This is a genomic window from Ruegeria sp. CE6, from assembly GCF_056537485.1.
Window position 1 is genome coordinate 1,687,621 of sequence record NZ_JBQFRR010000001.1, and the last position, 24,693, is coordinate 1,712,313.

24 protein-coding genes are annotated in these 24,693 nt (G+C 57.7%); 8 read left to right on the forward strand and 16 right to left on the reverse strand.

The features are described 5' to 3' along the window. Positions 1 to 870 carry a flagellar motor stator protein MotA gene (gene motA / locus ACR0DK_RS08110; protein ID WP_170408548.1) on the forward strand — a complete coding sequence of 290 codons (870 nt, stop codon included), beginning with the start codon at positions 1 to 3 and terminating at the stop codon, positions 868 to 870. Further along, a complete protein-coding gene (locus ACR0DK_RS08115; protein WP_480735595.1) occupies positions 867 to 3,014 on the forward strand; it encodes a tetratricopeptide repeat protein in 2,148 nt (715 codons plus the stop codon). The genes motA and ACR0DK_RS08115 overlap by 4 nt, the downstream gene beginning before the upstream one ends. Positions 3,015 to 3,695: 681 nt before the next feature. Here the strand turns inward: ACR0DK_RS08115 and betB are convergent. Beyond that, a complete protein-coding gene (gene betB / locus ACR0DK_RS08120) occupies positions 3,696 to 5,150 on the reverse strand; it encodes a betaine-aldehyde dehydrogenase (protein ID WP_480735598.1) in 1,455 nt (484 codons plus the stop codon). 191 nt (positions 5,151 to 5,341) lie between these two features. On the opposite strand from betB, the gene ACR0DK_RS08125 reads away from it, so the two are divergent. Continuing rightward, a complete protein-coding gene (locus ACR0DK_RS08125) occupies positions 5,342 to 5,671 on the forward strand; it encodes a hypothetical protein (RefSeq protein WP_170394874.1) in 330 nt (109 codons plus the stop codon). A gap of 6 nt (positions 5,672 to 5,677) precedes the next feature. Here ACR0DK_RS08125 and ACR0DK_RS08130 read toward each other — a convergent pair whose 3' ends face one another. Then, the gene (locus tag ACR0DK_RS08130) at positions 5,678 to 6,178 is read right to left on the reverse strand and encodes a potassium channel family protein (RefSeq protein WP_170636577.1); all 501 of its coding nucleotides are present in this window, start codon (positions 6,176 to 6,178) and stop codon (positions 5,678 to 5,680) included. Positions 6,179 to 6,242: 64 nt separating this feature from the next. Next, positions 6,243 to 7,148, reverse strand: coding sequence for an oxygen-dependent tRNA uridine(34) hydroxylase TrhO (trhO, locus tag ACR0DK_RS08135; RefSeq protein WP_480735602.1), 906 nt, complete (start codon positions 7,146 to 7,148; stop codon positions 6,243 to 6,245). 96 nt (positions 7,149 to 7,244) lie between these two features. Here trhO and pncA point away from each other — a divergent pair, with 96 nt between their 5' ends. Continuing rightward, positions 7,245 to 7,838: a bifunctional nicotinamidase/pyrazinamidase gene (gene pncA, locus ACR0DK_RS08140; RefSeq protein ID WP_170408552.1), complete on the forward strand. Its 594-nt coding sequence runs from the start codon at positions 7,245 to 7,247 to the stop codon at positions 7,836 to 7,838. A gap of 3 nt (positions 7,839 to 7,841) precedes the next feature. Here pncA and ACR0DK_RS08145 read toward each other — a convergent pair whose 3' ends face one another. Beyond that, a complete protein-coding gene (locus ACR0DK_RS08145; protein WP_170514119.1) occupies positions 7,842 to 8,372 on the reverse strand; it encodes a hypothetical protein in 531 nt (176 codons plus the stop codon). A 164-nt stretch (positions 8,373 to 8,536) separates the two neighbouring features. Between ACR0DK_RS08145 and pncB the strand changes: the two genes are divergently transcribed. Continuing rightward, on the forward strand, positions 8,537 to 9,829 hold the full coding sequence (gene pncB, locus ACR0DK_RS08150) for a nicotinate phosphoribosyltransferase (RefSeq protein ID WP_480735606.1): 1,293 nt from the start codon (positions 8,537 to 8,539) through the stop codon (positions 9,827 to 9,829). On the opposite strand, the gene ACR0DK_RS08155 is transcribed toward pncB, so the two are convergent. The 5 genes from ACR0DK_RS08155 to ACR0DK_RS08175 all read right to left on the reverse strand — a co-directional run bounded on the left by ACR0DK_RS08155 (position 9,826) and on the right by ACR0DK_RS08175 (position 16,311). Further along, positions 9,826 to 11,277, reverse strand: coding sequence for an aldehyde dehydrogenase family protein (locus ACR0DK_RS08155; RefSeq protein ID WP_480735608.1), 1,452 nt, complete (start codon positions 11,275 to 11,277; stop codon positions 9,826 to 9,828). The genes pncB and ACR0DK_RS08155 overlap by 4 nt on opposite strands. 48 nt (positions 11,278 to 11,325) lie before the next feature. Further along, positions 11,326 to 12,912, reverse strand: coding sequence for an ABC transporter ATP-binding protein (locus ACR0DK_RS08160; RefSeq protein ID WP_480735610.1), 1,587 nt, complete (start codon positions 12,910 to 12,912; stop codon positions 11,326 to 11,328). Then, a complete protein-coding gene (locus ACR0DK_RS08165; RefSeq protein WP_480735612.1) occupies positions 12,909 to 13,724 on the reverse strand; it encodes an ABC transporter permease in 816 nt (271 codons plus the stop codon). The genes ACR0DK_RS08160 and ACR0DK_RS08165 overlap by 4 nt, the downstream gene beginning before the upstream one ends. Continuing rightward, positions 13,721 to 14,668, reverse strand: a complete 948-nt coding sequence (locus tag ACR0DK_RS08170) for an ABC transporter permease (protein WP_480735614.1) — start codon at positions 14,666 to 14,668, stop codon at positions 13,721 to 13,723. The genes ACR0DK_RS08165 and ACR0DK_RS08170 overlap by 4 nt, the downstream gene beginning before the upstream one ends. A 155-nt stretch (positions 14,669 to 14,823) precedes the next feature. Then, positions 14,824 to 16,311, reverse strand: a complete 1,488-nt coding sequence (locus ACR0DK_RS08175; RefSeq protein ID WP_480735616.1) for an ABC transporter substrate-binding protein — start codon at positions 16,309 to 16,311, stop codon at positions 14,824 to 14,826. Between the two features lie 171 nt (positions 16,312 to 16,482). On the opposite strand from ACR0DK_RS08175, the gene panB reads away from it, so the two are divergent. The 3 genes from panB (at position 16,483) to glpK (ending at position 19,719) form a co-directional block, all read left to right on the forward strand. Next, a complete protein-coding gene (gene panB / locus ACR0DK_RS08180) occupies positions 16,483 to 17,322 on the forward strand; it encodes a 3-methyl-2-oxobutanoate hydroxymethyltransferase (RefSeq protein WP_480735618.1) in 840 nt (279 codons plus the stop codon). Then, positions 17,319 to 18,170 carry a pantoate--beta-alanine ligase gene (panC, locus tag ACR0DK_RS08185; protein WP_480735620.1) on the forward strand — a complete coding sequence of 284 codons (852 nt, stop codon included), beginning with the start codon at positions 17,319 to 17,321 and terminating at the stop codon, positions 18,168 to 18,170. The genes panB and panC overlap by 4 nt, the downstream gene beginning before the upstream one ends. A 70-nt stretch (positions 18,171 to 18,240) precedes the next feature. Beyond that, positions 18,241 to 19,719 carry a glycerol kinase GlpK gene (gene glpK, locus ACR0DK_RS08190; RefSeq protein WP_480735622.1) on the forward strand — a complete coding sequence of 493 codons (1,479 nt, stop codon included), beginning with the start codon at positions 18,241 to 18,243 and terminating at the stop codon, positions 19,717 to 19,719. Here glpK and smpB read toward each other — a convergent pair. The 7 genes from smpB to ACR0DK_RS08225 all read right to left on the reverse strand — a co-directional run bounded on the left by smpB (position 19,716) and on the right by ACR0DK_RS08225 (position 24,689). After that, positions 19,716 to 20,198, reverse strand: coding sequence for an SsrA-binding protein SmpB (gene smpB, locus ACR0DK_RS08195; RefSeq protein ID WP_170394914.1), 483 nt, complete (start codon positions 20,196 to 20,198; stop codon positions 19,716 to 19,718). The two genes, glpK and smpB, sit on opposite strands and share 4 nt — an antisense overlap. 44 nt (positions 20,199 to 20,242) lie before the next feature. Continuing rightward, complete coding sequence (idi, locus tag ACR0DK_RS08200; RefSeq protein ID WP_170394917.1) at positions 20,243 to 20,785, reverse strand: isopentenyl-diphosphate Delta-isomerase; 543 nt, start codon at positions 20,783 to 20,785, stop codon at positions 20,243 to 20,245. A 144-nt stretch (positions 20,786 to 20,929) separates the two neighbouring features. Continuing rightward, positions 20,930 to 21,343, reverse strand: coding sequence for a c-type cytochrome (locus tag ACR0DK_RS08205; RefSeq protein ID WP_170394920.1), 414 nt, complete (start codon positions 21,341 to 21,343; stop codon positions 20,930 to 20,932). A gap of 112 nt (positions 21,344 to 21,455) precedes the next feature. Then, positions 21,456 to 22,469 (reverse strand): P1 family peptidase, encoded by a 1,014-nt coding sequence (locus ACR0DK_RS08210; protein ID WP_480735707.1) that lies wholly within the window; start codon positions 22,467 to 22,469, stop codon positions 21,456 to 21,458. Between the two features lie 82 nt (positions 22,470 to 22,551). Continuing rightward, positions 22,552 to 23,298: an SDR family oxidoreductase gene (locus ACR0DK_RS08215; RefSeq protein WP_170613402.1), complete on the reverse strand. Its 747-nt coding sequence runs from the start codon at positions 23,296 to 23,298 to the stop codon at positions 22,552 to 22,554. Between the two features lie 60 nt (positions 23,299 to 23,358). Continuing rightward, complete coding sequence (gene arfB / locus ACR0DK_RS08220; RefSeq protein ID WP_170394928.1) at positions 23,359 to 23,778, reverse strand: alternative ribosome rescue aminoacyl-tRNA hydrolase ArfB; 420 nt, start codon at positions 23,776 to 23,778, stop codon at positions 23,359 to 23,361. A gap of 263 nt (positions 23,779 to 24,041) precedes the next feature. Next, entirely contained in the window at positions 24,042 to 24,689 is a 648-nt protein-coding gene (locus tag ACR0DK_RS08225; RefSeq protein WP_170394930.1) for a queuosine precursor transporter, read from the reverse strand. Between the last annotated feature and the right edge of the window lie 4 nt (positions 24,690 to 24,693).

The following is a 24,693-nucleotide window of genomic DNA, read 5'->3' on the forward strand; positions in this document are numbered from 1 at the left end:
ATGATCGGGCTCATCGGAATTGCCGTCATCTTTGTCATGGTATTCGGCGGCTACCTTGCCGCAGGCGGCAAGATGGCCATCATTATGAAATCACTGCCCTTCGAGATGATGATGATCGGAGGGGCCGCAGTCGGCGCATTTCTGATCAGCAATGATATCGGCGGCGTAAAACACACCGCCAAGGATATCGCGAAAGTTTTTAAAGGACCCAAATGGAAGCCCGAGGATTATCGCGATCTGTTATGCTTGTTATTCTCTCTGATCCGGATCGCACGCGCGAACCCGGTCGAGGTAGAGCAGCACATTGAAGAGCCAGGAAGCTCATCGCTATTTTCCGCATATCCCAAGATTCAAGCCGACAAAGAAGCGGTGGACCTGATCTGTGACACCATGCGCTCGGCGGCGATGAACTATGACGACCCGCACCAGGTTGAGGAGGTGCTGGAGAAGCGGATGGAGGCGAACTTCCACCATGCCATGCATTCAAGCCACGCGCTGCAAACCGTTGCTGACGGGTTGCCCGCCTTGGGGATCGTGGCCGCCGTTCTGGGTGTGATCAAGACGATGGGATCAATCGACCAACCACCGGAAGTCCTAGGTAAGCTGATCGGCGGCGCGTTGGTTGGGACGTTTCTGGGGGTTTTTCTGGCTTATGGATTGGTGGGCCCTTTTGCGGGCAAGCTGAAATCTGTTGTCGAAGAAGACAACCACTTTTACCAACTCATCAAAGAGGTTCTGGTGGCTAATCTTCACAACCACAACGCGGCCATGTGTATAGAGGTCGGCCGCCAGAACACACCGACCCACAACCGGCCCGGTTTCTCGGAACTTGAAGACGCGCTTAAGGAACTCAAGCAGGCTGCAGCATGATCCGCGCATTGTCTTTGGTCTTGCTCACATGGGGCACAAGCGCGTCAGCACAGGCTTTGACCGTGCGATCGGGCGAGCATGAGGGATACACGCGTCTGGTGGTACAGGTCCCCTCTGGCACCGGTTGGATGTTGGATCCGGTCGAGAACGGCGCGCGGCTGAGCATTGGCATCGATAATGCGACATTCAACACTGCAGCTGTCTTCGACCGCCTGTCGGGGAACCGTCTGCAATCGCTTCAACAGGCCGGGCCAGGTGCAGCGTTGGAGATGACATTTGGGTGCGGCTGCGTGGCAACGGCATTTCTGCATCGCCAAACTATGGTTGTCATAGATATCGCACCCGGCCAGGGTACACCTGCAAGTGACCCGGTAGAGCCAGAGGCGCTTCCCAGGACTGCGAGTATCCCGGCCCAAAAACCCTTACCTACTGATATTCCAGCCACCGAACTGGCCTTGCCTTTGCTGCAATTAAATCAACGAAATTTTGAGGAGCAGTTAGCATCACGTATATTGCAAAGCGCTGATCGAGAGGTTGTTGATCTTGAACTGGCAGGTGTCGGAAGCAGGGAATCGTCCAGTTTTGGGCCGCTGCGATCTTCGGAAAAGTTGGTGCCAAATCTGCGACTGTCTTCGGTGCTCGATGAGGTTTCGGGGCTGGGCAATCTGGCAGTTCCTCAGATTGATAGCAAACCGGAATGTATCACGGACAGCGAACTGGGTTTTGGGACATGGTCGGGCGCTCGATCATTTTCCGAGGATGTGGCCGAATTGCGGGTCGGGTTATTTCAGGAATTCGATCGTGTCGACCAGGCGTATGCAATGGATTTGGCGAAGCTCTATACGTATTTCGGGTTCGGTGTAGAAGCGCACCAAGCCCTGTCTTTGTTGTCGGAGACCTCGGTTGAGCAGCGCAGATTAGCGGCCATCGCATCAGTGATGGACGGGTTGCCTGCACCGACGCCGAACCCTTTGGCAGGGCAGCAAAGATGTGATGGTGCCGCCGCACTCTGGGCGCTTTTGAGTGAGGGTAAACTTCAATCCGATGCGCATGTGAAAGCGATCGAACGCAGTTTTGGTCGGCTGCCGTGGCATCTCAGGCAACATCTCGGCCCGGATATCGCCGAGATGTTTGTCTCGGCAGGCCGGCTTGAAGCATCGCGCCGGATCTTGCGTGCGGTCGAACGGATCTTAGAGGACGAACCCGCTGATGTAACCTTTGCCCAAGCCAAAATCGCGGATGCTGCAGGGGATACCGATACCGCGGAAACGCTGTTGACCGAGGTCATATCGGCGCCCGATGCCGCGACCGATGCGCCGTTGGCACTTGCGCGGTTGATCGAAAAGCGGTGGTCGGACCGGGGTACGGTCTCGCCCCGCGACCTCGATTTAGCTGCAAGTTATGCGCGCGAGCTTCGGAAGTCCGAACTTGGCCCGATGTTGGCGCGTGCTCACGCTTTGGCGATGGCTTTGTCCCAGGATTTTACCGGAGCTCTTGCCGGTTTTGAGGATGTCTCAGATTCCGACGAATGGCAGAGGACACGAGATCAGGTGTTCCAATTGCTGGCGGAGCGGGCGGACGACATTACTTTCCTGCGCCATGTGATGGAATTGAAGGACAGGCGACGCAACGCGCTGGCGGTCGAAACTGCCGTGTCCATGGCAGAGCGATTGGCTGACCTTGGGTTTTCAGCGCAGGCTTACGCGCTGGCAAACCGACCGCAAGATCGGGAACGCAGCCGTGATCGTGCTCGGCTTCGGGCAAAGGCGGCTCTGATGGACAACCGTCCCCGTCAGGCGCTGCTGGAAATCGCGGACGATTCCTCGGACACCGCGCAAGAGTTGCGCGCCCAGGCCATGATGCAAACACAGGATTTCGATGCCGTCGCGCGCGCATTGCAGGCAGGCGGGAAGCACGAGATGGCCGATCGATACAACTGGTTGGCGGGCTCCGGCGGTGCGGATGAAGAGAGGTCAAACACCTTCACCGATTTGTCCCGCATCCGAACATCCCTGATCAAGCCGGTTGCGCGACAGCCGGACAAGCCATTGTCGGACGCCGCAATGCTAATACAGGACAGCACCATCGCACGCGCGCAGATCACTGAAATGCTTGAGACAGTGCGCGCAATCGACCCGAACTGAACCTTGGAAGTCTGTTCTTGCAGAGACAAGTGTAACTGCTTTGGCCTGTAGGCTGATAGACGCCAAAATCAGCCTCTAACAAAGGTGTTGAATTCATTTTGGACTTCCTATGCATCAATCCATGATGCCCATAGGACAGTGGCGGTAAACTCCGTGAACGTGTCGAAGATCTACAGCTGGCTCAATGATCATTCAGGACCACCGCACGCGTTCAAGTGTGCTGGTTCTTGGACAACTCCATCTGAGATTACGATCACCACATCTGCGCTTGGTAATCCAGGCCGAGCGACTCAGACTTTCTGAAACCGTGATCCGGGGCATTACGGTTGCCACATCGGGATCCGGCAGACCCGCCCCTGAGATGTGTTCAGCCCAGATGCGAACATGCTCCGCCAAAACAATCGCTACAATTGGCATTGCGTATTGTGCCTGGGACATGGTCTGGGGTTGGCCCCAAGATAGCTCGCCCTTTCCAGCATCGCCACGTCAATCCAACCAAACTAGGCCAGATGATAAAGGATCAAACTGCTCCGATCACATAAGCTTGGGCGTGTGTTTTCATAGGCTGATCTCCGGTTTGCGGACGAGTCGTCTTGAGGAATTTAGCCATATGTACGAACCGGCATGTGCTCTGCCCCCGACGTGAACTGTCAAGAACAGAGACTATTCAACCGGATTTATTCAGTATGGGGCCTCCACATCATTCATCGAGACGTAGACTGTCTTCATCTCGCTGAAGTGGTTGATTGCCAGTTTCGAGTTCTCGCGACCGACGCCCGACATCTTAGATCCGCCGAACGGTGCCTCAACCGGGGCCAGGTTATATGTGTTGATGTAACAAGTCCCCGCCTCAAAACCTGCCACGATGCGGTGGGCGCGGGTTAGGTCGTTGGTGAAGACGCCGGCGGCCAGACCGAATTGGGTGTCATTGGCACGGGCCAAAACCTCTTCTTCGGTGTCGAAATCCAGCACCGACATCACCGGGCCGAAAATCTCTTCGCGCGCGATTGTCATATCGTCCTTAACATCGGCAAAAACCGTGGGCTGCATGTAGAAACCATCGCCTTGGACCCGTTCGCCGCCATAGATCAGCCTCGCGCCTTCGGCCTTACCCTTTTCGACATAGCCAAGCGCGATATTCATCTGGTTTTCGCTGACCATCGGGCCAAAGTTGACCTCTTCATCCATCGGGTCGCCGATTTTCGCCGTAGCAAGGCGTTCAGACAGGCGCTTAAGGAACGCTTCCTTGATTCCCTTTTGCACAAAAACTCGAGTGCCGTTGGAACAGACCTGTCCCGAGGAGTAGAAATTTCCCAGAATGGCGCCTGACACGGCATTTTCGATGTCGGCGTCGTCGAACACGATCATCGGGGACTTGCCACCCAATTCCATGGTGACATGTTTCATGCCATCGGCGGCAGCAGCGTACACCTTGCGGCCCGTTGGAACCGACCCTGTTAGCGAGACCTTGGCCACTCGGGGTTCGGTCACCAGACTGGCGCCTACATCACCGTAGCCCTGAACAACGTTATAGACGCCTTTGGGTGCACCTGCCTCGATCAAAATCTCGGCTACTTGCAATGCCGACAGCGGAGTAGTCTCGGAAGGCTTGAAGATCATTGTGTTTCCGCACGCCAACGCCGGGGCACCCTTCCAGCAAGCGATCTGCGTCGGGTAGTTCCATGCCCCAATGCCCACACAAACGCCCAGCGCCTCGCGGATGGTATAGACAAAATCCCCGTCTGCCAGAGGGATATGTTCGCCCGTCAGCGAGGCCGCCAGACCACCAAAATACTCCAGCGCATCCGCGCCGCTGGTAGCGTCGGCCACCAGCGTTTCCTGCAGAGGTTTGCCGGTATCATGGGTTTCGATGATCGATAAGTCACGATTGCGATCCCGCATGATATCGGCCGCGCGTCGCAGCACACGGCCTCGCTCGGTGCCCGATAGGGCAACCCAAGCCGCTTGGGCCGATTTTGCACTGTTTAGAGCCTTTTCAACAATCTCAGGCGTGGCGGAATGTAGCCGTGCGATGACCTCTCCGGTGGCGGGGTAGATAACGTCGATGGGCGCGCCATTGGTGTCCTCGACATACTCGCCATTGATGAAGTGGCTGGCCTCAGGTTGAAACTTCATGCCGGTTCCCTCTGTGTTCAGAAATCTCTTTAGGCAAAGAGATCGCGTGCGTTGAGGATCGAATTATCGATTATTGACTGATCAGTCAATCAAGCCGCGGATTGGCAGGTTCTCGCCTAATCCAAAGGGTCTTCCCTTGAAACGAAAGGTTAATGTTCTATTTATGTTCTACATAGTCAGAGGATTACCCGATGGCCCAGAACATGCGAAATTCCGCCCTGAGCGGCCCGACAAACGACTATCACCTGCTGCCAGTTACAGATCGGCAGATGCGCTTTGCCCGCGCCATCGCGCAACAATCAGCGCTTGAGATTCCGGTCGAGGCGCAGCGTGACCGCAAATCCCTGTCGGACTGGATTTCAGCCCATAAGCCGCATGATCCGTCGCCCTTTGCAAACTACCCAACAGGTAAGCAGGTTGCTTTTGCCGAACGTATCTCGCGCAGCAAGCGCCGCCCGATCCCGTCCGAGTGTTTCCGCGACAAACAAATGATGTCGCGCTGGATCGATCATAATAAATAGATCGCTCTATTTGCCGTGGTTGCGCGCGTATAGCGCGACGGCGGCGGCCACAAACATGCCCAACAGGATGTAACCCGTCACAGCCTCGGCCACAGCCAGCCCACGGCAAAAGCCGGTTGGGGACATGTCCCCATATCCGACCGTTGTGAAGGTGACGTATGAGAAATACAGAATATCGGCTGGCCCTTCGGCGCCGATCACACAATGGTCGTTATATCCAAACGCGCCGTAGACGGCTGCGAACAGGAATGGCACGACCTGGATGAAGGACACCCCCATCAGGAACAACAACCTCCGGGGAGATTTCACCTGGGTCATGTAGTACCAGGACTGCGAGGCGATCCAGATTAGAAGGCCTACCGAGGAAAGCGTGCCAATGGTGTCGCCTGCAGTGGCTTCGTTCAGGCGCGACAGACCGTACCACGCAAGAAAGCTTGCCAAGACCAGTCCAAGCGCCGCCAGAAAAGTTGATTTCCATTCTTCCAGGGTTCTGGGTTCGTGGGTCATGAGCGCTCCGTCGGTTGGGCTTGCGCACAATCATCCGATTTCAAACGCGGCCTGCAAGCTGATTTCAGTCAGAGCCCAGATGTTCCTCGCCCCGCGCGCGGGCCAGCTGTATCTGCTTTTGCCGCTCGCGAAACCGCGACTTGTCCTGTTCTGAAGTCTCATTGATACACCGATGGCAGGATACGCCATGCTCGTATTCAGGGCGTTTCACATCTTCGGGCAGGATCGGGCGACGGCAACCATGGCACAGCTTGTGCGGCCCCTCGACCAGACCATGACCAACTGAGACGCGGTTGTCGAAGACAAAACACTCACCCTGCCAAGTGCTGTCTTCGGGTGGCGTTTCTTCCAGATACCGCAGGATGCCACCCTTCAGGTGATAGACATCCTCGACCCCTTGCCCCAGCAGATAATTGGTGGATTTTTCGCACCGGATTCCACCGGTGCAGAACATGGCAACGCGTTTGTTGTGAAAACGGTCCTTGTTCTGTTCCCACCACGCCGGGAAATCGCGGAAACTGGCCGTGTTAGGGTCTATTGCACCCTCAAAAGTGCCAATCGCCACCTCGTAATCGTTGCGGGTATCGATCACCACCACATCATCTGAACGGATCAGCGCGTTCCAGTCCTCAGGCTCGACGTAATTCCCGACATTTGCGCGGGGATCGACATCGGGTTGCCCCATAGTCACGATCTCTTTCTTCAACCGCACCTTCATCTTGCCGAAGGGCGGATGGTCCGAGGTCGCCTCTTTCCACTCAAGATCACTGCATCCTGGCAACGCACGGATATGCGCCAGAACCGCATCGATACCTGCGCGGGGTCCGGCGATGGTGCCATTGATCCCTTCTTGCGCCAACAGCAGAGTGCCTTTTACCGACTGCGCGCGGCAAAGCTCGTGCAAAGCTGGGCGCAGCGCATCTGGGTCGGGAAAACGCGTGAAATGATAGAGGGCAGCGATTGTGTACATGTGGGCGATCTAATGCCCTTGGCAAAAACACACAAGAGACCGGATTGACGATACCCGCTGCGCACCATACCGATAACACGACTTTAGGAGGCCAGCATGTCCCACGCCCTGCTCGTTATCGATGTTCAGAATGACTTCTGCCCAGGCGGCGCGCTTGCCGTAGCCGGAGGGGACGAGATCGTCGCACCGATCAATGCGATCATGGATACGTTCGATACGGTGATCCTGACACAGGATTGGCACCCGGCGGGGCATTCTTCATTCGCCAGTTCTCATACTGGCAAAGCGCCGTTCGAGATGATCGACATGCCTTATGGCCCTCAGGTCTTGTGGCCCGATCACTGTGTTCAGAGCAGCGCAGGCGCGAACTTCCATCCGGATTTGCGAACAGATGGCGATCTGATCATCCGCAAGGGATTTCGCAGCGCTATCGATAGCTATAGCGCGTTCTTCGAAAACGACCATTCCACGCCCACTGGTCTAAAAGGCTATCTTGAGACGCGCGGGATCACGCAGCTGACCATGGTCGGTTTGGCGACAGATTTCTGCGTGCATTATTCGGCGGTAGATGCGGCACAGCTGGGGTTTGATGTCACTGTCTTAAGCAACTTGTGCCGCGCCATTGATATGGACGGATCTTTGGCTGTCGCAGAACAGGCCATGCGCGCAGCAGGTGTGACACTGGCCTGAGGATCAAAGCGCGGCACCATGCTCGGCCAGCAGTTTCAGAAACACAAACAGGATCACGGCAAGACCTAACGCGAAACCGATACGCCCAGAAACCGTGCGACGCTTTGGACGCACTGGTCTTGGGCGTGGCGCTTGCAATGGTCGCTCGGGCATTTTCCGGTTCACGGTCCCGGGCTTTGCGGTCCTGATATGGCCCAAGAAGTGATGGAAATCGAACTCACCACTATACTCTCCCTGGACACCCATATTCCGGATATTCGCAAAAAGCCGCTTTAGGATCAGGAGGCGATCTTCAGCCTCTTCTGGCCGAAAATAACCTCGGGCAAGATGCCCATCCGACTCGTCCAGGCTAAATCCTGATTCCAGAAATATTCTGCGAATCTTGGGCGATGCAGCGCGCAAAGCGTCTGCCGTCTTGATATCCCTGAACCGCGCCCGCACCGGGGGCCGCCCAGTTATCGATGTTTGCCCATGCTCAGGATCAACCTCATCCGGAGCTATTGCAACAATGTCAAAATCGTACTCGAGACTCATTCACTAACTTCAACCTTCAGTTCCATCCCCACCCCTCACTAAAGCGTGAAGGAAACCCACAATAAGCCCGTAATGTGTTCTGTCGTGGGCATTGTTCCCAATTCCGCGACTCTTGCCATTTCGTGCTCCGATTGATCTAACAACGGAAATTGCAGGAGGTCCCCATGGTCGATATCGCGACGCGGGTCTACAATCATAAATGGAAGATTGACCCGATTATCCGGTCATTGATCGACACAGATTTCTACAAACTGCTGATGTGCCAGTCAGTGTTTCGAAATAAGCCCCAAACCGATGTGGTGTTTTCGCTGATCAACCGGTCGAATCACGTGCCATTGGCCCGTTTGATCGATGAAGGCGAGCTGCGCGAGCAGTTGGATCACATCCGCTCGCTAAGTCTGAGTCGTGGGGAAAGCACGTGGTTGCGGGGCAATACATTCTACGGCAAGCGTCAGATGTTCCGCCCGGATTTCATGGAATGGTTCGAGAACCTGCGCCTGCCCCCTTACCATCTGGAACGTAAGGGTGATCAGTATGAGCTGACCTTTGAGGGTAAGTGGCACGAGGTCATGCTATGGGAGATCCCGGCGCTGGCCGTACTGATGGAATTACGCTCACGCGCGGTTCTGAACGATATGCGCCGGTTCGAACTACAGGTGCTCTATGCCCGTGCAATGACACGCGTATGGGAAAAGATAGCCCAGCTTCGCAATATTGAGGGGCTTGGGATCGCGGATTTCGGCACGCGGCGGCGGCATTCCTTCCTTTGGCAGGACTGGTGTGTGCAGGCCATGATTGAAGGTTTGGGCTCGTCCTTTACCGGAACGTCTAACTGTCTGATCGCAATGCGACGCGAAGTTGAGGCTATTGGCACCAACGCACATGAACTACCTATGGTGTATTCTGCGCTCGCCGAAGACGACGCCGCGCTTGCGCAGGCGCCCTATGACGTCCTTAGCGACTGGCACGAGGAACATGATGGAAATCTGCGGATCATTCTGCCCGACACGTATGGCACCAAAGGGTTTCTGGACCGCGCGCCTGACTGGCTGGCAGGCTGGACCGGCATTCGCGTTGACAGCGGCGACCCCGCAACGGGTGCAAAAATCGCAATAGACTGGTGGAAATCACGCGGCGAAGACCCGACGCAGAAGCGGGTTATTTTCTCGGACGGGTTAGATGTGGACAAGATACGCGAATTGCACGCTCAGTTCGCGGATCAAACCAATGTCTCGTTCGGCTGGGGTACGTTGCTGACCAATGACTTCCGCGAACTTGTACCGAATGACGCATTGGCCCCCTTTTCGCTAGTCTGCAAGGCGGTCTCGGCCAATGGCTACCCGACGGTCAAACTATCTGACAACCCAGAAAAGGCGATGGGACCCGCCGAGCAGATTGAGCGGTACAAGCGCGTCTTTGGCGTTGGAGCGCAGGAGCCGATCGAAGTGATCGTTTAGCCGTGGTAGGCCGCAACCGTCTTAAGCTGCGAGAACCCATAAAGCGCCTCGAACCCTTTTTCGCGGCCATGGCCGGATTTTCCAACGCCGCCAAAAGGCAGCTCGACACCTCCGCCCGCGCCGTAGTTGTTAATGAACACCTGCCCCGAACGCAAACCCTTGGCCAGCCGCATCTGCCGCCCACCATCTCGAGTCCAGACGCTGGCAACAAGGCCATATTCGGTGCTATTTGCTATGGTTAGAGCCTGTTCCTCGGTGTCAAACGGGATCAGAACCTGTACGGGGCCAAAGATCTCATCCCGCGCCAAGGCATGATCGGGCGGCACATCCGAGAACAATGTGGGCCGGACATATGCGCCGGATTCGGGTGCGCCAGCCGCAATCTGGCCCTCGGCGGCAATCGCCAAGTCCGAGCCTTGGTGAAGGAAACCGGTCACGATTTCTTTTTGCCGTGTTGAGATCAGCGGACCGACGCGCAAATCCTGGACCGCCGGTCCAACGGTGAGTTCTTGATAGGCAGTCGCCATACGGGATTTCACCGCATCATATACACCGCGCTGCACCAGAATGCGCGACGAGGCCGAGCAGGTCTGGCCCGCATTCTGTATACCCGCATTCACCAGATACGGCAGCGCGGCATCCAGATCGGCGTCTTCGAAAACCAGTTGCGGCGACTTGCCGCCCAGTTCCAGTGTCACCGGAACAACGTTTCGTCCCGCCGCCTGCTGAACCAACGCGCCTGTCGCGACCGAACCGGTGAATGAAATGTGATCCACACCCGGGTGTGCCGACAGGGCCGCGCCCGCCTCAGCCCCCAGGCCAGGCACCACATTCAGGGCACCAAGCGGAAGGCCCGCCTGTATCGCCAGATGCGCGAAGGCCAGTGCGGTCAGGCAGGCCTCTTCCGCCGGTTTCAGAACACAGGCGTTACCCATTGCCAGCGCCGCCCCGACAGAACGGCCAATGATCTGCATCGGATAATTCCACGGCACGATGTGGCCGGTCACACCGTGCGGCTCGCGCAACGTGTAGACGGTATAGCCATCCAGATAGGGAATGGTCTCGCCCATCACTTTATCCGCAGCGCCACCATAAAATTCGCAATACCGCGCCAATGCTACCGCATCTGCCCGCGCTTGGGTCAGCGGTTTGCCGACATCCATCGCCTCTAGCTGTGCCAGATCATCCACTCGGTCCAGAACAAGTTGCCCCAGTCGGGTGAGAATACGCCCTCGCTCCAGGGCCGTCATGCGACCCCAATCGCCATCGCACGCGGATCGGGCGGCCTGCACCGCAGCGTCGATATCGGTTTCGCCACCTCGAGCGATCTGGCAGATTTCGGAACCGTCCGAGGGATTCACCAGCGGAAAGGTTTGACCTGACGCGGGCATTTTCCATTCTCCGCCGATCAGGCAAAGGTTGGGATCGAACCAGAGGGGGTTAGTCATCGAAAGCTCCAATATCAGGCTCTATACAAGCGTTTTTCATGCAGCGCCTCATCCAGTCTCCGGCAATTTCGGTGCCGCATTGATCAGAGTTCTTGTGTAAGGATGCTGAGGCTCTGTGAAGACTTGCTCGGTTTCACCCTGTTCCACAATCTTGCCGGCCTGCATCACCAACACACGGTCGGTGATGGTTCGAACCACGCTCAGGTCATGGCTGATGAACAGGTAAGTCAGATCGTAAGCCGCACAAAGCTCGGCCAGCAGGTCGAGAACTTGGGCGCGGACCGAGACATCCAGCGCCGAGACAGCCTCATCAAACAAGATCAACTCGGGTCGAATAATCAGAGCGCGCGCAATAGCGATACGTTGCCGCTGCCCACCCGAGAATTCGTGAATGTAGCGGCCCGCATCATCGGGGCTTAGGCCAACGGCGGTAAGCATCTCAGCGACGCGATCCTGCCGTTCAGAACCGGTTGGCGGGGTGTCCAGCAAATGAAATGGCTCGGTGATCAGGCGCGCGACCCGATGGCGGGGATTGAAGCTGCCATAAGGGTCCTGAAACACCACCTGCATCTTGCGTCGCACTGCCAGATTGGGTTTGTGGCCGGTGAAAACAGGCTGACCATCAAGGGAAATTCGGCCTTGCTGCACCTCCTCCAAGCCCAAAATAGCTCGTGTTAGGGTCGATTTTCCACAACCGGACTCTCCAACCAGCCCTAAACGCTCCCCCCGATTCAGGGTAAAGCTGACCTGATCGACGGCCCGATGATGACCGGGCGTGGCAAACAGGCGCGTTCGGGGCAGACGGTAGTCCCGCACCACGTTCTCGATCTCAAGCAACGCTCGCGGTGCAGGAGAGGTCGGCAGGTTGACTTGATGCCCCGAAGCTTCGAACAGCATACGGGTGTAAGGGTGCTGCATATGGCGCAGGAGATGATCTGTTGCGCCCGTTTCAACAACCTCCCCATGCCGCATGACCACAATCTGATCCGCCATGTCTGCAACCACCGCCAAATCATGCGTGATCATCAGCAGACCCATGCCATACTCCGACACGAGCCCTTTAAGCAGATCAAGGATTTGCGCCTGCGTGGTCACATCAAGCGCCGTTGTTGGCTCGTCCGCGATCAGCAGCCGGGGGCGGAGCGCAATCGCCATGGCGATCACCACACGCTGACGCTGTCCACCCGACAGCTCGTGCGGAAAGCGTGTCATAGGGAACCGGTCGGTGGGCAATCCGACACGAGCCAGAACCTCTTCGGCCCGTGCGCGCGCTTGGACGGGGGGCATGGCTTTGTGGATCAGGATCGTCTCCATCACCTGATCGCCGATGGTTTTCACCGGATTCAGGGCGGTCATCGGCTCTTGGAACACCATTCCGATCGCAGCGCCTCGCAGAACGCACATCTCAGCTTCGGGCTGGCTCAGCAGGTTTTGACCTTCAAGCTGCAACACCCCATCTGCTTTGGCCCCGTTCGGCAGCAACTGCATTACGGCAAGGGCGGTCATGGATTTGCCCGATCCACTTTCGCCCGTAACGGCCACGATCTGCCCCGGCGCTATCGACAGGTTAATCTGTTTCAGGATCGGCGTGCCATGAATGCTTAGCGAAAGGTCCTTGATCTGTAGCAGGCTCATGCGCGAGCCACCCGTATCCGAGGGTCCAACCAATCGCGCAAGCCATCCCCAAGCAGGTTCAAACCCAGCACGGTCACGATAATCGCCAGACCCGGAATCAGAGCCAAATGCGGGGCAAAGCTGACCATTGTCTGCGCGTCGGCCAGCATTCTGCCCCAGCTGGGCGTGGGGGGTTGTGCACCAAGGCCGACATAAGACAGCCCGGCCTCGGCCAGAATGCCCAGCGAGAACTGGATGGTGCCCTGAACGATCAACAGATTGGCGACGTTGGGCAGGATATGTTCGGCCGATATCCGCGCCGCGCCTTTGCCGGATACGCGGGCGGCGAGGATGAACTCGCGCTCCCATAAGGACAACGCTGCGCCCCGGGTAATGCGGGCGAAGACAGGGATGTTAAAGATACCGATGGCGATGATCGCATTTATTGCCCCTGCGCCAAAGACGGCGGTGATCAGAATGGCGATAACCAGAGACGGGAAGGCAAAGACCAGATCGTTGCCACGCATGATGACCTCGTCCAGCCAAGACCCTTTGCGCGCGGCGGCAGTCAGGCCCAAGGGCACGCCCAGCGCCATTCCGATCCCGACGGCCACCAACGCCACCGCAATCGATGTGCGCGCGCCGACCATGATCATCGAGAACATGTCGCGCCCGAAATGATCCGTGCCAAACCAGTGTTGTGCGTTTGGCGGTTGCAGCTTGGCCGGGATGTCCAGCGCGGCGTGGTCATATGGCGTCCAAACATACGACAGGAGCGCCGCCAGAAGTACCAGCGAAGACAGTGCAGCACCAAGGATCAGGTTGCGGCTCATGTCCTGCTCCTTAGTCTTGGATCGACGGCGGCATAGGCCAGATCGACCAGAAAGTTCACCATGATAACGGCGAAGACCAGCAGCATGACAACCGATTCCACCACGATCAGATCACGCGCCGAGATCGCCTGAAACACCAGCCGCCCGAGGCCGGGCAGATAAAATACCTGCTCGATGATGATCGAGCCGGCCAGCAGGAAGGAAAATTGCAGCCCGATGATTGTCAGCACCGGGATCAGAGCGTTCCGTACACCGTGTCGCCACAACGCCTGTCGCCGCGAAAGGCCTTTGGCACGGGCGGTGCGCATAAAATCCTCGGCCAGAATATCCAACAGAGCCGAGCGCATAACCCGCGCAAGGATCGCCGCTTGCGGCAGGGCCAATGCTATGGCTGGAAGGGTCAGCGAATGTAGACCGGTCCAAATGCCGTTCTCCCAACCCGCGAAACCGCCAGCATTGAACCAGCGCAAATTGATGGCAAAGACCAACACCAGCATCATCGCGAACCAGAAATTTGGCACCGCGATACCAAGCTGAGTCGCAGCCATCACGGTCAGATCACCCGGTTTGCCGCGCCGTGAGGCTGCGTAGATACCGGCGGGGAAAGCAATCAGCGTGGACAGGGTCAGCGCGTACAAAGCCAGCGGCAATGACACCCACAATCGATCTGCAATCATCTGCGACACGGGTGTGCGATAGGTGTAGGACGTACCAAAATCCCCAACCAGCATCCCGCCGACCCAGTTGAAGTACCGCTCGATCTTCGAGACATCGAGGCCCAGTTCAGCTCTCAGCGCAGTCAATGTATCGGCCTGCGCGTTCACGCCCAGCATGAACGACGCCGGATCACCGGGCGCGACCTCGATCACTGCAAAGATGACAACCGAGGCGACGGCCAGGCTCAGGATCAGCGACAGCAGACGTTTGAGGGCGTAGCGGAGCATTTGGAAACGTTAGGGTCACATCCCGTGTGGGTCCAGCGCCTAAGGCACGAGAAGATAGACAAAAAGAAACCCGCCAAACCAGAATCCTTGTGGGTTTCATGGTGCAACAGTTCGCGCCGGGGCGCTGGCCATCGCCCCGGTCCAACTCTGTTCTTCTATTCGGACCAACTGATCCCGGTCAGATCGATCGCTGCCGTGGGTGCGTTTTCCCATAGCCCCTCAACACCGGCCTTGGCCACGCCAAGCTTGGCAAGTTGAAACAGGTACCCGTTGACGTAATCGGTCGAAATCAAGCGCTGTGCCTCACCCAGCAAACGTGTGCGCTCATCAGGGTCCGTGGTCGAATTCAGCGTGTCCATCAATGCCTGAAAGTCGGTGCTGTCATATTGGAAGTAATAGTCGGGCCGGGCATAAATACCGATATCCATCGGCTCGGTATGGCTGACGATGGTCAGGCCAAACTCCTTGCCCTTGAACACGCTTTCCAGCCACTGCGCCCATTCCACATTGATGATCTCGGCGGTGATGCCAATATCGGCCAGTTGGGCAGCGATGATTTCACCCCCGCGTCGGGCGTAGGAAGGCGGCGGCAAGTGCAGCGTGGTCTCGAACCCATCGGGATACCCGGCCTCGGCCAGCAGCGCCTTGGCTTTTTCCGGGTCATAGGCCGAATTGCCGGTCAGATCGACGTAAGCCGGGTTATGCGGAGCAAAATGCGTACCGATGGGTGTGCCATAGCCGAACATAGCCCCATCAATGATGGCCTGCCTGTCAATCGCGTGGGCCAATGCCTGTCGGACCAATATGTCATCAAACGGGGCTTGTTTGTTGTTGGTCGACAGAATGGTTTCCCCCTCGGTCGAGCCGACAAGAACCTGAAAGCGCGGATCAGCCTCGAATTGCGGCAGATTCTCGGGTGCGGGGAAGTTGTCGAACACGTCTACATCCTCGGCCATCATGGCGGCAAAGGCGGCGGTCGGATCCGAGATAAACTTAAACGTTGCGGTCTCTAACGCGGGCTGTTCGCCCCAATAGTCGGGGTTGCGATTCAGGATGATGCTGTCACCCTGCAGCCAGTCAGAGAAGGTGAAGGCCCCCGTGCCAACCGGGTTGGTCTTGATATTCTCGATGCTTTCGGGCGCAACGATCACCGCGTCACCCCAGGCGAGATTGAAAAGGAAGTTCCCGTTTGGCTCATTCAACGTCACCTGAACGGTCAGGGGGTCCACCACCTCGACACTTTTAATGCCCGCAAACAAAGCCTTCTGCGCGTTGGCGCTGTCTTCTGCCGTGGCGCGATCAAGGGTAAACTTGACGTCATCGGCATCCATCGTTGTGCCATCGTGAAATGTCACACCGTCGCGCAGCTTGAATGTGTAAACGGTACCGTCATCCGAGATTTCCCAGCTTTCGGCCAGCCCCGGCACCACCGAGCCATCCCCCATGAACCGGGTCAGGCCTTCGAAGATATTGGTGTAGACAACCGAATCGATAGCCTGCGCCGCAGCGCTGGTCGGGTCCAGATGCGGTGGCTCAAGCTGCATGGCGATGGTGATGTCAGATTTGGCCATGGCCTGCGTGGCAAACAGGCCCGCGCCAAGGACCAGGGCCGACGCGAACGAGCGAAAGCGCTGCTTTGTCATGAAAATCTCTCCCCACTGAAATTGGCTAGCCCTGCTTTTTTCGGGCCGATCTGCGACCAATGTCCTCGCAAACCCGAGGTCAATCAAGGAATTGTTGGCGCAACCGGGGTTTCTTTGCGCCTGCCGCATCTGCTATGCCGCGCTGCAACATGAACCCTGCGAGGAGCGAGCATGAGCGCCACCGCCCGCAAGAAAGCCCCGAACGCCGAGGATATCCGCGCCCGGAAAGGTACTGATCCTCTGGTCTCGTTGACCGCCTACACAACACCGATGGCGCAGTTGATGGATGCGCATTGTGACTTCGTTCTGGTCGGTGACAGTGTCGGCATGGTGTTGCATGGGTTGACGTCGACCCTTGGTGTGACGATGGAGATGATGATCATGCACGGCCAGGCCGTTGCCCGTGGTCTGGACAAGGCAATGATGGTGATCGACATGCCTTTCGCCAGCTACGAGCATGACCCGGCTCAGGCATTCCGCAACGCAGCCCGGCTGATGTCGGAAACAGGAGCTGGGGCGGTTAAGCTGGAAGGTGGGGTCGAGATGGCTGAAACCATCCGGTTTCTGGTCAAACGCGGGATCCCGGTGATGGCACATATTGGACTGACACCGCAGTCGATAAACACTTTGGGTGGCTATAAGGTACAAGGGCGCGACGAACAGGCCGATGCCGTATTGGCCGACGCCCAGGCCGTCGCCGAAGCAGGCGCGTTTTCGGTCGTGTTAGAGAAAGTTCCGCAGGGTTTGGCCAACCGGATTACCGCTGAGATTGCGATCCCCACAATCGGCATTGGTGCCTCGGCCGGGTGCGACGGGCAAATTCTGGTGGTGGACGATATGCTTGGCTTTTTCTCCGCCTTCAAACCGAAATTCGTCAAACGCTATGCTGATCTTGGCCCGCTGGCCGAAGCCGCCATTGCTGAATACGCAGCCGAGGTTCGTGCGCGAAGCTTCCCGGCAGACGAACATGTCTTTGCCGATGCCGTACCCGTCAAAGGACCCAAGTCATGACCGCGCCTATTCTGCGTCGACTGGCAGACTTGCGTGCGCTGACTCGTGATTGGCATCTGAATGGTGAGGTGATCGGAGTTGTCCCCACCATGGGTGCGCTGCACCAGGGGCATCTGTCGCTGGCCGAAGCCGCGAAGACGGCTTGCGACCGGGTGATCGTGACGATCTTTGTAAACCCCAAGCAGTTCAACAACCCCGAAGACCTCGCCAACTATCCGCGCACCGAACAAGAAGACGCAAAAAAACTCACGCCTTACAACGTCGATGCGATCTACACGCCCGACCCGGATGAGATTTACCCAGATGGCTTCGCCACCACAGTCTCGGTCTCGGGTCTGACCGACGCGATGGAGGGAGAATTCCGCCCGGGTCATTTCGATGGTGTGGCAACAGTTGTCGCCAAGCTGTTCCTGCAAACGCAAGCGGATCGAGCCTATTTCGGGGAAAAAGACTATCAGCAGCTTATGATCGTCCGCCGGATGGCCCGCGACCTCGATATCCCTATCGAGGTGATTGGTTGCCCCACGGTGCGTGAACCTTCGGGCCTCGCAATGTCTTCGCGCAATCAAAGGCTATCCGAGGATGGTCTGGCCATCGCAGCCGAAAAACATCGTATCATGCGTGCAGTTGTTCAGGCGCTGGAAAACGGCGAAGAAATCGAAGCTTTGGCTTCTCAGGCACAGGCCGATCTTTTGGCCGCCGGCTTCAACGAAGTGGAGTATCTGCAACTACGCTGCGCTGAAACGCTGGAGCCTATGACCCATGCCAAACGACCCGCACGACTGTTTGCGGCAGCCTTGGTCGACGGCGTGCGGCTGATCGACAATCTACCGGTGTCTCCGGTCTGATTTCCCCTCTGGCACGTTTGGTTGTGTTTGCGCTAAAGTCCTGCAAAACCAAAGCGGGAGGGGCGCAGGAATGACCTATATTCTGGCAATCGATCAGGGCACCACATCGTCTCGTGCAATCCTGTTCGACGCGCAAATGCAGCGCGTCGGCACTGCGCAGCACGAGTTTACACAGCATTTCCCACAGGAAGGCTGGGTTGAGCATGATGCCGAGGAGATATGGGACAGCGTTCTGACGGTTTGCCGTGAAGTGATGCAAACGACAGGTGTATCCGCGGCACAGATCGCTGGCATCGGGATTACCAACCAACGCGAAACCACTGTCATCTGGGATCGCGCCACTGGGGCCCCCATTCACAACGCAATCGTCTGGCAGGACCGTCGCACCGCTGAGATTTGCGAGCGTCTTCGCAAAGCGGGATGCGAGGATGACGTAACTGCCCAGACCGGTCTGCTGCTAGATCCTTATTTTTCAGGCACCAAGGTCAAATGGTTGCTTGATACCGTCCCCGGCGCACGCGACCGTGCCGCCGCCGGAGAGCTGCTGTTCGGCACAATCGATACCTTCCTGATCTGGCGACTGACAGAAGGGCGCGTGCACGCCACCGACGCCACCAATGCGGCCCGCACATTGCTATTCGATATTCACAAAGGGGAATGGAGTACCGAGATCTGCGACTTGCTGGACATCCCCCAAGCTTTGTTGCCCGACGTGTGCGATTGCGCCGCAGACTTCGGATCGACCTCCCTGTTTAGCGGTAATATTCCAATTCTCGGCGTGGCGGGGGATCAGCAAGCTGCCACCATCGGACAGGCCTGTTTCCAGCCGGGCATGATGAAATCCACCTATGGCACGGGCTGTTTCGCACTACTCAACACCGGTACGCAGCCAGTTGAATCGAAAAACCGGCTGCTAACGACAATTGCCTATCAGTTGGACGGGCAGAAAACCTATGCGCTTGAAGGCTCGATTTTCATTGCCGGTGCGGCGGTGCAATGGCTGCGCGATGCGTTGCAAATCATCGAAACTGCACCGCAAAGCGGTGAACTGGCCGCCAAAGCTGATCCGAACCAGCACGTTGTTCTCGTCCCTGCCTTTACTGGGCTGGGCGCGCCTTATTGGAAACCCGATTGCCGGGGCGCAATCTTTGGCCTGACTCGCAATTCAGGCCGCGCCGAAATCACGCGCGCCACGCTGGAAAGCATCGCGTTCCAGACCCGCGACCTGTGGCACGCCATGCAGGGCGATTGGGGCGCAGAGACTGACGTGATCCTGCGCGTCGACGGCGGAATGAGTGCCTCGGACTGGGCCATGCAGGGGCTTTCCGACATTCTGGGCGCCCCGGTCGACCGCCCGGTGATGCAGGAAACCACCGCGCTTGGTGCCGCATGGCTGGCGGGCATGAAAGCGGGTGTCTACCCGGATCAGGCCGGATTCGCCGAAACCTGGGATCTGGACCGGCGGTTTGAGCCTGCAAAACCCGTAGCTGACCGAGACGCGGCCTATGCACGCTGGCAACGCGCGGTTCAGGCGGCCATGGCGTTCTAACTGTGGTCCTTCATCAAGCGCTGTTTCTGCCGTGACCAGTCGCGCTTGGCCTGCGTTTCGCGCTTGTCGTGCAGCTTCTTACCTTTGGCGATGCCGATCTTCAGCTTCGCCCGACCCTTGTGATTAAAATAAAGCACCAGCGGCACCAGCGTCATGCCTTTGCGTTGGGTCGCGTTCCACAGGTTCGACAGTTCCTTGCGTGACACCAGCAGTTTACGGCGGCGGCGTTCTTCATGTTTGAAGACCTTGGCCTGCTCATAGGGCGCGATATAGCTGTTGATCAGCCATAGCTCTCCGTCATCAACCGACGCATAGCTTTCAGCAATGTTCGACCCACCGGCACGCAGGGATTTGACCTCGGACCCTTCCAGGACAATACCGCATTCGAGATCGTCTTCGATCGCATAATCGAAGCGCGCACGCCGGTTTTCGGCGATCACTTTGTAATTCGGGTCAGTGTTCTGCTTCTGCTTGGCCATGGCGCGTTGATGTATGCCGCTTGCGTCCGCCTTGCAAGGCAGGGTTATGAATTGGCCGAGATTATCAGGTCAGGTCCAAATATCGTGTCAGCGTGATTGTGCAGATAAATCTTGAGCCACGGGGTAAAACGGTCGGGATGCCGTTTCACCTCGGCCAGCAGATCGTGGTAATCGACCCAGCGGATATCCATCACTTCTTCCGGGTTAGGCTCGATTTTCAAGGCTCCACGCACATGGGCCAGAAAGACATCGACCACCTCGTTCTCGACCATTCCGTTGCCGACATCGGCATGATACTCTAATCGATGCCGGTATTCGGGATAGAGCCCGGTGATGCCCAATTCTTCGCGCAGGCGCCGGACGGCACAATGCGAAGCGCTTTCGTCCCAATCCGGGTGCGTACAACAGGTATTCGCCCATAGACCCGGCGTGTGGTATTTGCCCATCGCCCGGCGTTGCAGCAATATCTCGGTCCCGCGCACGGCAAACACGGACACAGCCTTGTGTCGCAGCCCCTTTTCATGCGCCTCCAGCTTGTCGACGGGTGTCAGTTCGCCCTCAACCCAAGCCGGGATCAAGATTCCCATCTGTCGTCTCCTGTTGGCGATCTCCGGTGCACATGGCCTTACCGGTTTTCCCCAAAGTGGCGCTGATTACAATGTCAATCAATCGCACGAAAGGCCGCAGGGGCTGCGGCATTTCGAAGTTCATCTGTAAACCTGTTGGCGGAGTTACTCTCCCGAAACGCTCACGATATAGGCGTAAACGTCTTCGGCGCCTTTCTTCAGCTTGAAGGTCATTTTCGACTTGGCCGAGGTTTCCCCCAAATAGTCTTTCAAGAATGCTTTGGGGTCTTGGGCGTAGGCCACGAAAGTCTCTTCATCCCAGACCAGCCCATTTTCGCCCGCGGCCACGATGCTATCGCCGTATCTGAAGCCTTCTTCAGTGCCGGCGGTGCGGCCTGCGATTCCGTACAGGTTCGGACCCGTCTTACCGCCCTTAACGATAACTTCACCCGCAGGGTCAGCAATCATGTGACAGGATTTGCATTTGTTGAAGGTCTTCTTACCCGCTTCGGCATCACCTTCTGCATAGACAGGAAGGGCCAGCAGACCGGCAATTGCGGTGGCAAGGATACGATTCATAGCTTTTGCTCCGATATGAATTGGCTGCACCGAATGGATCGCTGGCACAGCAGAGAGTCAACGCGCAGATTGCCGCGCGACGGCACTGTGTCACAGGCGATCGGTGTCGTACTTAACCGAAGTCATGTAACTGCGACCAGCAGGGCAGCAGGTCGCCAGCGCGGGGGGAAGCCAGATAGATAGCCCGTGCAATCGCGCGCGCAAGACAGATCGAGGCCGCATGGCCGATCATCGCCATCGCCTCGGGGCCAACCGTGCGCGCGCAGGTGCTGAGACCGAATACCAGATCCCCATCGCCAGGCGTGTGCGCAGGCACAATGGCGCGGGCGATGCCGTCATGGGCTGCTACCGCCAGACGCTGGCATTGCGGTTTGGTCAGCGCTGCATCAGTTGCAACTATAGCAATCGTGGTGTTTGTGCGATCTGGCGGAGCAGAATGCATCATTTGCGCCTTGCGGCTGACAAGAGAGGAACCAAGGCCCGAGGCCGGGTCTGGCCCCAATCCACCGAACTCGTCATCGATCTCAAACGGCGCAGCCCAAAAATGCCGATCACCCGGTGTGGTTACGCTGCCAAGCGGATTGGCCGCAACCAGCGCACCGACGGTTACGCCACCCTCAAGCTTTAACGAAGCCGAGCCTAAGCCACCCTTGTGCATCGCGGCCAATGCGCCGGTACCAGCCCCCACCGAGCCCAGTTCAAATTCTGGTGAGGCGGTGAGATACGCAGACTTCCCCAGATCGCGATAAGGATTTTCGGTCCAGTTCTTATCTCCACCATTGAGTAGATCGAACAGAATCGCGCCCGGCACGATGGGCACGACGGCCGAACCGACCTGAAATCCGCGCCCCTGAGCGCGCAATGCGTCTGAAACGCCCGAGCACGCATCCAGTCCAAAGGCCGAGCCGCCGGACAAGGCAATCGCGTCGACCCGATCAACAGTTTTGTCGACCGCCAGAAGGTCGGTCTCACGCGTGCCGGGGGCGCCGCCCATCACATGAACCGAAGCTGTGAACGGGTCGTCCGCCGTCAGGACAGTTGTGCCTGATTTAAGCGTATCATCGTGCGCATTGCCAACCATGAGGCCAGCGACATCAGTGATCAGGTTTCTGGGTCCGGGGTTCATTTTCGTCTCGCGCACTGGGCCGGAAAGCGCGCTGGGGCGCACTGCCTCCGGCGGAGATATTTATGGCCAGATGAAGGGCGGATCAAATGCATCGGCCTCCGTCCACTTCCAGGGCTGTGCCGGTGATCATGCTGGCCTCGTCCGAGCAGAGGAAACAGGCGGCGTTTGCCATGTCTTCGGGGGTTGAGAAGCGACCAAGCGGGATCGTCGACAGGAATTTGGCGCGGATTTCCGGGGTGTCTTCACCCATGAAGGATTTCAGCAGCGGGGTTTCACCCGCCACCGGGCAGATCGCGTTAACGCGCAGGCCCGAGGGGGCAAGTTCGACGGCCATCGTCTTGGTCGCGGTGATCATCCAGCCTTTGGAGGCGTTGTACCAGTTCAGATTAGGGCGCGGCGACAGGCCTGCCGTTGAGGCCACGTTCAGGATCGTCCCCGCGCCGCGTATCTTCATCTGCGGAACAAAGGCGCGCGCGGTCAGGTAGACGGATTTCATGTTCACGGCGAAGACGCGGTCGAATTCATCGTCATCGACGTCCTCAAGTGGGGCCGGCAGGTGCGTCACGCCCGCATTATTCACCAGAATATCAAGTTTTCCGAATTCTTCCGATACCGCATGTGCCATGGCCTGAACCGATGCCGCATCCGAGACATCAACGTGCTGTGCGATGGCATTCGTGCCCTCCGCGGACGCCATGTCGGAAGCCGCTTCGCCATTGATATCTGCGATCATCACGCGGGCGCCTTCGGTCAGGAACTTTTGCGCAATCCCAGCGCCGAACCCGGATGCGCCGCCGGTTACGATGGCGGTTTTTCCCTCAAGCCTCATGGCTTTACCTCCCCTGCGTCTTGCACCGGCAGAGTAGCAACGTGCAGCGAAACTGCCAGATCAATCTTCGGACACTTTGCCTCGCAGGGCTTTGACATCCGCGCGGGCTTTCTTAGCAGCAAGCCTTCGCTTGACCGAACCATAAGTGGGTTTGGTCGCGATCCTGCGCTTGGGATTGACCAAAGCCCGCGTGATCAGTTCAGCCAACCGGGCGCGCGCGATGTCGCGGTTGCGGGCCTGAGAGCGTGTTTCTTCACATTGAATGATGATGGCGCCGTCCTTGGTCCAGCGACGTCCGGCCAGCCGTTTCAGACGTGTCTTGACCGGATCAGGCAAGGAGGGTGAGCGCGCGGCCTCGAACCGCAGCTCAACGGCGGTGGAGACCTTGTTGACGTTCTGCCCACCCGGACCAGAGGACCGCACGAAGCTTTCGGTCATTTCCCAGTCTTGCAGGGCGATATCGTCGGTGATGCGCAACATGGATCGGACCTTACAGGGCGCAGTTGAAAACAAAAAGGGCCGCCCCGGCGGGACGGCCCTTCGAAAGTTCAGGAGGTTGGGTCGGTTAGATCAATCGACCAGCCGGAGCGAGCGCTCCGCCAAGGGCTGCCTTAACAGGCGATCCCCCCGGTTGTTCCAACACCTCTCTCCAATCTCTTTCTCGACACTGGATCACCTCCTTTTCTATCTGTTGCGGTTAACAAGGAGCGTGACACAAGTTGTGCCAATCTCAAAGAACTTTTTTACGCAGGCTGTGCAGCGGTCAGACGGGCGACGATCACCTTGAACGGAATCAGGGCGATTAGTGCCAGCGACAGTTTCACCAGCCAGTCAGCGAAGGCCAGCGTCACCCACAGCGGGGCCATCGGGCCGGACAGCATGAAGGGCACAGGCTCCCACGCCCAGTTGATCGCAGCGTCTGCATTGGCACCAAAGACGGTAACCGAGGCCGAGAACGCCAGCGTAAAGAAGATCGCGGTGTCCAGCGCTGAACCGACCAGTGTCGACACCAGCGGCGCGCGCCACCAGCGGCCACCACGCAGTGAGTTGAACACAGTGACGTCGGTCAATTGCGCGATCAGGAAGGCGGTGCCCGAAGCGACTGCGATGCGCAGCGGCACGGCGGCATAGGTGAAGCCGTCACCCTGCAGCATGATCTGGCTGCCGATCAGCGAGCAGATGATACCGGTGACAAATCCGGCGAATACGACCTTGCGGGCCGGACCCACGCCGTAGACGCGGTTCATGATGTCGGTGACCAGAAAGGCCAACGGATAGGTGAAGGCACCCCAGGTCAACAGGCCGTCAAGGATCAGGAACTGGACCAGGATGTTTGAGGCCACGACGATCGAGGCCATGGCAAGGATGCCGGGAATAAAGCTGCGTTGCATTTTC

Bases quoted from the DNA above. Each gene is read 5' to 3' on its own strand.
- motA (WP_170408548.1), top strand. From the start codon at position 1: ATGATCGGGCTCATCGGAATTGCCGTCATCTTTGTCATGGTATTCGGC.
- ACR0DK_RS08115 (WP_480735595.1), top strand. From the start codon at position 867: ATGATCCGCGCATTGTCTTTGGTCTTGCTCACATGGGGCACAAGCGCG.
- betB (WP_480735598.1), bottom strand. From the start codon at position 5,150: ATGAAGTTTCAACCTGAGGCCAGCCACTTCATCAATGGCGAGTATGTC.
- ACR0DK_RS08125 (WP_170394874.1), top strand. From the start codon at position 5,342: ATGGCCCAGAACATGCGAAATTCCGCCCTGAGCGGCCCGACAAACGAC.
- ACR0DK_RS08130 (WP_170636577.1), bottom strand. From the start codon at position 6,178: ATGACCCACGAACCCAGAACCCTGGAAGAATGGAAATCAACTTTTCTG.
- trhO (WP_480735602.1), bottom strand. From the start codon at position 7,148: ATGTACACAATCGCTGCCCTCTATCATTTCACGCGTTTTCCCGACCCA.
- pncA (WP_170408552.1), top strand. From the start codon at position 7,245: ATGTCCCACGCCCTGCTCGTTATCGATGTTCAGAATGACTTCTGCCCA.
- ACR0DK_RS08145 (WP_170514119.1), bottom strand. From the start codon at position 8,372: ATGAGTCTCGAGTACGATTTTGACATTGTTGCAATAGCTCCGGATGAG.
- pncB (WP_480735606.1), top strand. From the start codon at position 8,537: ATGGTCGATATCGCGACGCGGGTCTACAATCATAAATGGAAGATTGAC.
- ACR0DK_RS08155 (WP_480735608.1), bottom strand. From the start codon at position 11,277: ATGACTAACCCCCTCTGGTTCGATCCCAACCTTTGCCTGATCGGCGGA.
- ACR0DK_RS08160 (WP_480735610.1), bottom strand. From the start codon at position 12,912: ATGAGCCTGCTACAGATCAAGGACCTTTCGCTAAGCATTCATGGCACG.
- ACR0DK_RS08165 (WP_480735612.1), bottom strand. From the start codon at position 13,724: ATGAGCCGCAACCTGATCCTTGGTGCTGCACTGTCTTCGCTGGTACTT.
- ACR0DK_RS08170 (WP_480735614.1), bottom strand. From the start codon at position 14,668: ATGCTCCGCTACGCCCTCAAACGTCTGCTGTCGCTGATCCTGAGCCTG.
- ACR0DK_RS08175 (WP_480735616.1), bottom strand. From the start codon at position 16,311: ATGACAAAGCAGCGCTTTCGCTCGTTCGCGTCGGCCCTGGTCCTTGGC.
- panB (WP_480735618.1), top strand. From the start codon at position 16,483: ATGAGCGCCACCGCCCGCAAGAAAGCCCCGAACGCCGAGGATATCCGC.
- panC (WP_480735620.1), top strand. From the start codon at position 17,319: ATGACCGCGCCTATTCTGCGTCGACTGGCAGACTTGCGTGCGCTGACT.
- glpK (WP_480735622.1), top strand. From the start codon at position 18,241: ATGACCTATATTCTGGCAATCGATCAGGGCACCACATCGTCTCGTGCA.
- smpB (WP_170394914.1), bottom strand. From the start codon at position 20,198: ATGGCCAAGCAGAAGCAGAACACTGACCCGAATTACAAAGTGATCGCC.
- idi (WP_170394917.1), bottom strand. From the start codon at position 20,785: ATGGGAATCTTGATCCCGGCTTGGGTTGAGGGCGAACTGACACCCGTC.
- ACR0DK_RS08205 (WP_170394920.1), bottom strand. From the start codon at position 21,343: ATGAATCGTATCCTTGCCACCGCAATTGCCGGTCTGCTGGCCCTTCCT.
- ACR0DK_RS08210 (WP_480735707.1), bottom strand. From the start codon at position 22,469: ATGAACCCCGGACCCAGAAACCTGATCACTGATGTCGCTGGCCTCATG.
- ACR0DK_RS08215 (WP_170613402.1), bottom strand. From the start codon at position 23,298: ATGAGGCTTGAGGGAAAAACCGCCATCGTAACCGGCGGCGCATCCGGG.
- arfB (WP_170394928.1), bottom strand. From the start codon at position 23,778: ATGTTGCGCATCACCGACGATATCGCCCTGCAAGACTGGGAAATGACC.
- ACR0DK_RS08225 (WP_170394930.1), bottom strand. From the start codon at position 24,689: ATGCAACGCAGCTTTATTCCCGGCATCCTTGCCATGGCCTCGATCGTC.